Raw genomic sequence first — 6,764 nt, 5'->3', positions numbered from 1 at the left:
GCTTCTGCTAAAATCCGGGGTCCATGTCGCGTACCTCATACCCCGCCCCGCCGCTGCCGCGCGCCGGCCAGCTCCGCGCCTGGTGGCGCGCCCCCGCATCGCCGACCGCCCTGGCCTGGTACCTGGCCCAGGCCGCGCGTGCGCACGACGCCCCGCTGCTGGTGATCGCCCGTGACAACCACGGTGCCAACCAGCTCGAAGCCGACCTGCAGACCCTGCTTGGCGGCGACCCGGCCCTGCCGGTGGTCGCCTTCCCGGACTGGGAAACCCTGCCCTACGACCGCTTCAGCCCGCATCCGGACATCATCTCGCAGCGCCTGGCCGCCCTGCACCGCCTGCCTGCGCTGAAGCGCGGCCTGGTGATCGTGCCGGTGCAGACCCTGCTGCAGCAGCTGGCGCCACGCAGCTACGTGATCGGCGGCAGCTTCGACCTGAAGGTCGGCCAGCGCCTGGATCTGGAGGCCGAGAAGCGCCGCCTGGAAAGCGCCGGCTACCGTAACGTGCCGCAGGTGATGGACCCGGGCGACTTCGCCGTGCGCGGTGGCCTGCTCGACGTGTTCCCGATGGGGGCCGACGAGCCCCTGCGGGTAGAGCTGCTGGACGAGGACATCGACTCGATCCGCGCGTTCGACCCGGAAAGCCAGCGCTCGCTGGACAAGGTCGAGGCCGTGCACATGCTGCCCGGCCGCGAAGTGCCGATGGACGAGGCCAGCATCGCCCGCGTGCTGGCCACGCTGCGCGAGCGCTTCGATGTCGATACCCGGCGCAGCGCGCTGTACCAGGACCTGAAGTCCGGGCTGGCCCCGGCCGGCGTCGAGTACTACCTGCCGCTGTTCTTCGAGCGCACCGCGACCCTGTTCGATTACCTGCCCAGCGGCAGCCTGCCGGTGGTCTGTGCCGGTGCCGGTGAAGCCGCCGAGACGTTCTGGGCACAGACCGGCGAGCGCTACGAACAGCGCCGCCATGATGTGGAGCGCCCGCTGCTGCCGCCGTCGGCGCTGTACCTGTCGCCGGAACTGCTGCGCGAGCGCCTGAACGATGCACCGCGCATCGAAGTGTGGTCGGCCGACCACGCACGCATCGCCGATGCGCACGCGCTGGGCGACCAGCCGTTGCCGCCGCTGCCGGTGGCTGCGCGCGAGGCACCGGCCGGTGATGCACTGAAGTCCTTCCTCGGCCACTACCCGGGCCGCGTGCTGATCGCCGCCGATTCGCCGGGCCGCCGTGAAGCCCTGCTGGAAGTGCTGCAGGCCGCCGAGCTGAAGCCACCGGTGGTGGCCGACCTGCCCAGCTTCCTCGCCGACGACGCGCGCTTCGCGATCGCGGTGGCGCCGCTGGAAGACGGCTTCGCGCTGGACGATCCGCGCATCGCGGTGCTGACCGAGCGCCAGCTGTTCCCCGAGCGCGCCGGCAGCACCCGCCGCACGCGCCGTGCCGGCCGCGAGCCGGAAGCGATCATCCGCGACCTCGGCGAGCTGACCGAAGGCGCACCGATCGTGCACGAGGACCATGGCGTGGGCCGCTACCGTGGCCTGATCGCGATGGACGTCGGCGGCATGCCCGGCGAGTTCCTCGAAATCGAATACGCCAAGGGCGACCGCCTGTATGTGCCGGTGGCCCAGCTGCACCTGATCAGTCGCTATTCCGGTGCATCTGCGGAAACCGCGCCGCTGCATTCGCTCGGCGGCGAGCAGTGGAGCAAGGCCAAGCGCAAGGCCGCCGAGAAGGTGCGCGACGTGGCCGCCGAACTGCTGGAGATCCAGGCCCGCCGCCAGGCGCGTGCCGGCCTGGCACTGCAGGTGGACCGCGCGATGTACGAACCGTTCGCGGCCGGTTTCCCGTTCGAGGAGACCCCGGACCAGCTGGCCGCGATCGACGCCACCCTGCGCGACCTGGCCAGCAGCCAGCCGATGGACCGCGTGGTCTGCGGCGACGTCGGCTTCGGCAAGACCGAGGTGGCCGTGCGCGCCGCCTTCGCCGCCGCCAGCGCTGGCAAGCAGGTGGCCGTGCTGGTGCCGACCACGCTGCTGGCCGAACAGCATTTCCGCAATTTCCGCGACCGCTTCGCCGACTACCCGATGAAGGTCGAAGTGCTGTCGCGCTTCAAGACCAGCAAGGAAATCAAGGCCGAACTGGAGAAGGTCGCCGCCGGCACCATCGACGTCATCGTCGGCACCCACCGCCTGCTGCAGCCGGACGTGAAGTTCAAGGACCTGGGCATGGTCATCGTCGACGAGGAACAGCGTTTCGGCGTGCGCCAGAAGGAAGCATTGAAGGCGCTGCGCGCCAACGTGCACCTGCTGACCCTGACCGCCACGCCGATCCCGCGCACCTTGAACATGGCCATGGCCGGCCTGCGTGACCTCTCGATCATCGCCACCCCGCCGCCGAACCGGCTGGCGGTGCAGACCTTCATCACGCAGTGGGACAACGCGCTGCTGCGCGAAGCCTTCCAGCGCGAGCTGGCGCGCGGCGGCCAGCTGTACTTCCTGCACAACGACGTGGAGAGCATCGGCCGCATGCAGCGCGAGCTGTCCGAGCTGGTGCCGGAGGCGCGCATCGGCATCGCCCACGGCCAGATGCCCGAGCGCGAGCTGGAAAAGGTGATGCTGGATTTCCAGAAGCAGCGCTTCAACGTGCTGCTGTCGACCACGATCATCGAGTCGGGCATCGACATCCCCAACGCCAACACCATCATCATCAACCGCGCCGACCGCTTCGGCCTGGCCCAGCTGCATCAGCTGCGCGGCCGTGTCGGTCGTTCGCACCATCGCGCCTACGCCTACCTGGTGGCACCCGATCGTCGTTCGATCACCCCGGATGCGGAAAAGCGCCTGGAAGCGATCGCCTCGATGGACGAACTCGGCGCCGGCTTCACCCTGGCCACGCACGATCTGGAGATCCGCGGTGCCGGCGAACTGCTGGGCGAGGACCAGAGCGGACAGATGGCCGAGGTCGGCTTCAGCCTGTACACCGAACTGCTGGAACGCGCGGTCCGCAGCATCAAGCAGGGCAAGCTTCCCGACCTGGATGCCGGCGAGGAAGTGCGCGGCGCAGAAGTCGAGCTGCATGTGCCGGCGCTGATTCCGGAAGACTACCTGCCGGACGTGCACACCCGCCTGACCCTGTACAAGCGCATCTCCAGCGCACGCGACAGCGATGCACTACGCGAGCTGCAGGTGGAGATGATCGACCGATTCGGCCTGCTGCCGGATGCGGCCAAGCACCTGTTCGCCATCGCCGAGCTGAAGCTGAAGGCCAACACGCTCGGCATCCGCAAGCTGGACCTGGGCGAGAACGGTGGCCGCATCGTGTTCGAGTCCAAGCCGAACATCGACCCGATGGCGGTGATCCAGCTGATCCAGAAGCAACCGAACCTCTACGCCATGGAAGGGCCCGACAAGCTGCGCATCAAGCATCCGCTGCCGTTGCCGGAAGACCGCTTCAACGCGGCCCGCGCCCTCCTGACCACCCTCGCCCCGGGTTGATCGCCCCCGAATACCCCGCACCGGTCCCCACCCGGTGCGGGTGGATGCCCATGTTTCCTGACGCCGTACCCGCCCCCGACCTGCTGCACGCGCAGGCCTGCCTGATCGATGCCCTCTCGATGTCGCTGCAGATGCGCGACGCCTACACCCGCCACCATTGCGACCGTGTCGGCCTGCTCGCGCAGCGCCTGGCCGCGCACTGCGACCTCGACACCGAGGCCTGCGAACAGATCGGCCTGGCCGCCCGCTTTCACGACATCGGCAAGATCGGCATTCCCGACGACGTGCTGCTGGCCCCGCGCCGGCACACCGACGAAGAGCGCGCGATCATGCGTGAGCACCCGGTGCGCGGCGAGCATATCTTCCTGGCCACCGGGCGCAGCGATGCGGCACCGGTCGCACGGCTGATCCGAGCCCACCACGAAGCCTTCGATGGCAGCGGCTATCCCGATGGCCTGCGCGGCGAGAGCATTCCGCTGGGCGCGCGTATCGTCACCATCGCCGATGCCTACGATGCGATGACCAGCGTGCGTCCCTATCGTGCCGCGATGGCGCGCGAGGCTGCGCTGGGCATCATCGAGAACCAATCCGGTGGCCTGGTCGATCCTTACGTGCTGCAGCGCTTCCATCGCCTGCTGGCGCAGGAGCCAGCGCTGGCGTAACTGCCTGCCGCCGGGCATGAACTGACGCGCCCGCCGACGCACCGGTAGAGTCGACTGTTAGTCGACTGCCCTTCGTCCAGATCGCGAACATCCCGCGCTGCGCGCCATAGTCGACCAACGGTCGACTCTACCAAGCGGGTTTCGTCGGGCCGGTTGGTCGGCTGCCCTTCGTCCAGATCGCGAACATCCCGCGCTGCGCGCGATAGTCGACCAACGGTCGACTCTACCAAGCGGGTTTCGTCGGGCCGGTTGGTCGACTGCCCTTCGTCCAGATCGCGAACATCCCGCGCTGCGCGCGATAGTCGACCAACGGTCGACTCTACCGATCCGGCGCCACCGGGCCGGCAAACAAAAGGCCCGGCTTTCGCCGGGCCTTTCGCAATACGCATCACGTGCGATCGATTACCAGATCACCACGCGCTTGTCGTCGGCACGCACCATCGCGTCGCCGGCCTTGCACTGGAACGCGGCAGCGAAGGACGGCATGTTCGACGGCGCACCGTTGGCACGGAAGTTCGCCGGGGCGTGCGGATCGGTGTTCAGACGCACGCGCAGTTCACCATCAGTGAAATTGCGACGCCACACGGTGGCCCAGTTCATGAAGAAGCGCTGGTCCTGGCTGTGGCCATCGACGTCGACATTCGCCTTCGGGTCTTCCTTCAGCGCCATCTGCAGCGCGTCGTAGGCCACGGTCAGGCCGCCCAGGTCGCCGATGTTCTCGCCCAGGGTCAGCTTGCCCTTCACGAACACGCCCGGCACCGACTCGTAGCCGTCGAACTGCGCGACCAACTGGTCGGTACGCTCGGTGAAGGCCTTGCGGTCACCGTCGGTCCACCAGTTGTCGAAGTTGCCGTTGGCGGCGAACTGGCTGCCCGAGTCATCGTAGCCGTGCATCATCTCGTGGCCGATGACCGCGCCGATGCCGCCGTAGTTCAGCGCCGGATCGGCCTTGGCGTCGAAGAACGGCGCCTGCAGGATCGCCGCCGGGAACACGATCTCGTTCTTGGTGGCGTTGTAGTAGGCGTTGACCGTCTGCGGAGTCATGCCCCACTCGGTCTTGTCCACCGGCTTGCCGATCTTGTCCAGCATGTAGCGGTAGTTGAACGCACGTGCCGCCTGCATGTTGCCCAGGTAGCTGTCACCGTTGGTCTGCAGGCCGGCCCAGTCACGCCACTTGTCGGGGTAGCCGATCTTCGGGGTGAAGCTGGCCCACTTTTCCAGTGCCTTCTTCTTGGTCTCTTCGCCCATCCACGGCAGCTGCTCCAGGCGCGCCTTCAGCGCCTGCGACAGGTTTTCCACCAGGTGCTGCATGGCGACCTTCGATTCGGCCGGGAACACGGCGTCGACGTACAGCTGGCCCATGGCTTCACCCATGCCACCGTTCACCGATTCCAGCACGCGCTTCCAGCGCGGCTGCATCTCCTTCTGGCCACGCAGGGTGGTGCCGTAGAAATCGAAGTTGGCCTTCTCGAACTGGCTGCTCAGGTACGGCGAGGCGTCGTCGATGGTGTGGAAGCGCAGGTAGGCCTGCCAGGTGCTGGCTGGCACGTCGGCCAGCATCTTGTCCATTTCACCGAAGAAACCCGGCTGGGCCAGCGAGAATTTCTGCGCGGCCGGCACCTTCAGGGTGTCGAACAGCGCGGTCCAGCTGAAGTTCGGGGTCAGCCTGTCGGCGTCGGCGGCGCTGAGCGGGTTGTAGCGCTTGGCCGGGTCACGCATTTCGATGCGCGACATCGAGGCCTTGGCCAGGCGGGTTTCGAAGGCCATCACGGCCTTGGCCTGCTCGGCCGCCTGCGCAGCATCCACGCCGGACAGGGTCAGCACCTGCGCGATGTAGGCCACGTAGGCGTCGCGGATCTTGGCCTGGGCGTCATCGAAGTAGTAGCCCTTCTCCGGCAGGCCCAGGCCGCCCTGGCCAACATAGGCGATGACGTTGGCCGAATCCTTGTAATCGGCGTTGGCAAACAGCGAGAACAGCACGCCCTTGCCCTCGGCCTGGCTGTCGCGCAGGTACTGGGTGATGGCGGCGGTGTCGTTCAGCGCGCCGATCTTGTCGAGCGTCGGCTGCAGCGGCGCCAGGCCGGCGGCTTCGATCTTCGCTTCGTCGTTGCCGGTCTTCCAGATGTCACCGATCTTGGCTTCCACCGAACCGGCCTTGGCCTGGCTGGCGGCGGCCTGCTGTACCAGCGCGTGCTGCACTTCCAGCGAGCGCTCGCGCAGGATCTCGAAGCTGCCCCAGGTAGTCTGGTCGCCCGGCACCGGGTTGGCCTTCAGCCACTTGCTGTTGACGAAGCCATTGAGGTCGGTACAGGCCGAAATGGCCGGGTCCAGATCGGCGCTGTTGAGCGAGATCAGCGGCGTCTTGATCTGCGACTGATCGAAGGCCGGCTTGGCATCGGCGGTGGCGGCCGGCGCGGATTCATTCTTGCCACAGGCAGCCAGCGAGGCGGCGATGGCGATCGTCAGGCCCAGCGGGACCAGATTGCGGACGTTCATGAGGCTCTCCTGCGGGTAATTTCACAGGGTAGCCCCAGACACGTCGGACGGGGACCGCCAAAGGTCACACCCAATCCCGGGTGCCACACAATGTCGGCCACGCGCATTGACGTCAGAT

General features: G+C 67.4%; 3 protein-coding genes. 2 read left to right on the top strand and 1 reads right to left on the bottom strand.

Annotation, left to right across the window (positions count from 1 at the left end):
* Positions 1-23 precede the first annotated feature (23 nt).
* Complete coding sequence (mfd, locus tag N7590_RS15625) at positions 24-3,488, top strand: transcription-repair coupling factor (protein WP_164241363.1); 3,465 nt, start codon at positions 24-26, stop codon at positions 3,486-3,488.
* Positions 3,489-3,532: 44 nt separating this feature from the next.
* Complete coding sequence (locus N7590_RS15620; protein ID WP_164241364.1) at positions 3,533-4,150, top strand: HD domain-containing phosphohydrolase; 618 nt, start codon at positions 3,533-3,535, stop codon at positions 4,148-4,150.
* A 402-nt stretch (positions 4,151-4,552) separates the two neighbouring features.
* Here the strand turns inward: N7590_RS15620 and N7590_RS15615 are convergent, their stop codons facing one another.
* Positions 4,553-6,646, bottom strand: coding sequence for a M13 family metallopeptidase (locus N7590_RS15615; protein WP_164241365.1), 2,094 nt, complete (start codon positions 6,644-6,646; stop codon positions 4,553-4,555).
* Positions 6,647-6,764: the final 118 nt, after the last annotated feature.

This window comes from Stenotrophomonas sp. GD04024 (genome assembly GCF_029837545.1).
Taxonomy (GTDB): Bacteria; Pseudomonadota; Gammaproteobacteria; order Xanthomonadales; family Xanthomonadaceae; genus Stenotrophomonas; species Stenotrophomonas forensis.
The sequence above is the reverse complement of the archived record's forward strand: the minus strand, read 5'-3'. Positions and strand labels throughout refer to the sequence as shown.

What these genes read in the sequence shown, in the direction of transcription:
- N7590_RS15620 (WP_164241364.1), top strand. Translation starts at nt 3,533, where the DNA reads ATGCCCATGTTTCCTGACGCCGTACCCGCCCCCGACCTGCTGCACGCG.
- N7590_RS15615 (WP_164241365.1), bottom strand. Translation starts at nt 6,646, where the DNA reads ATGAACGTCCGCAATCTGGTCCCGCTGGGCCTGACGATCGCCATCGCC.
- mfd (WP_164241363.1), top strand. Translation starts at nt 24, where the DNA reads ATGTCGCGTACCTCATACCCCGCCCCGCCGCTGCCGCGCGCCGGCCAG.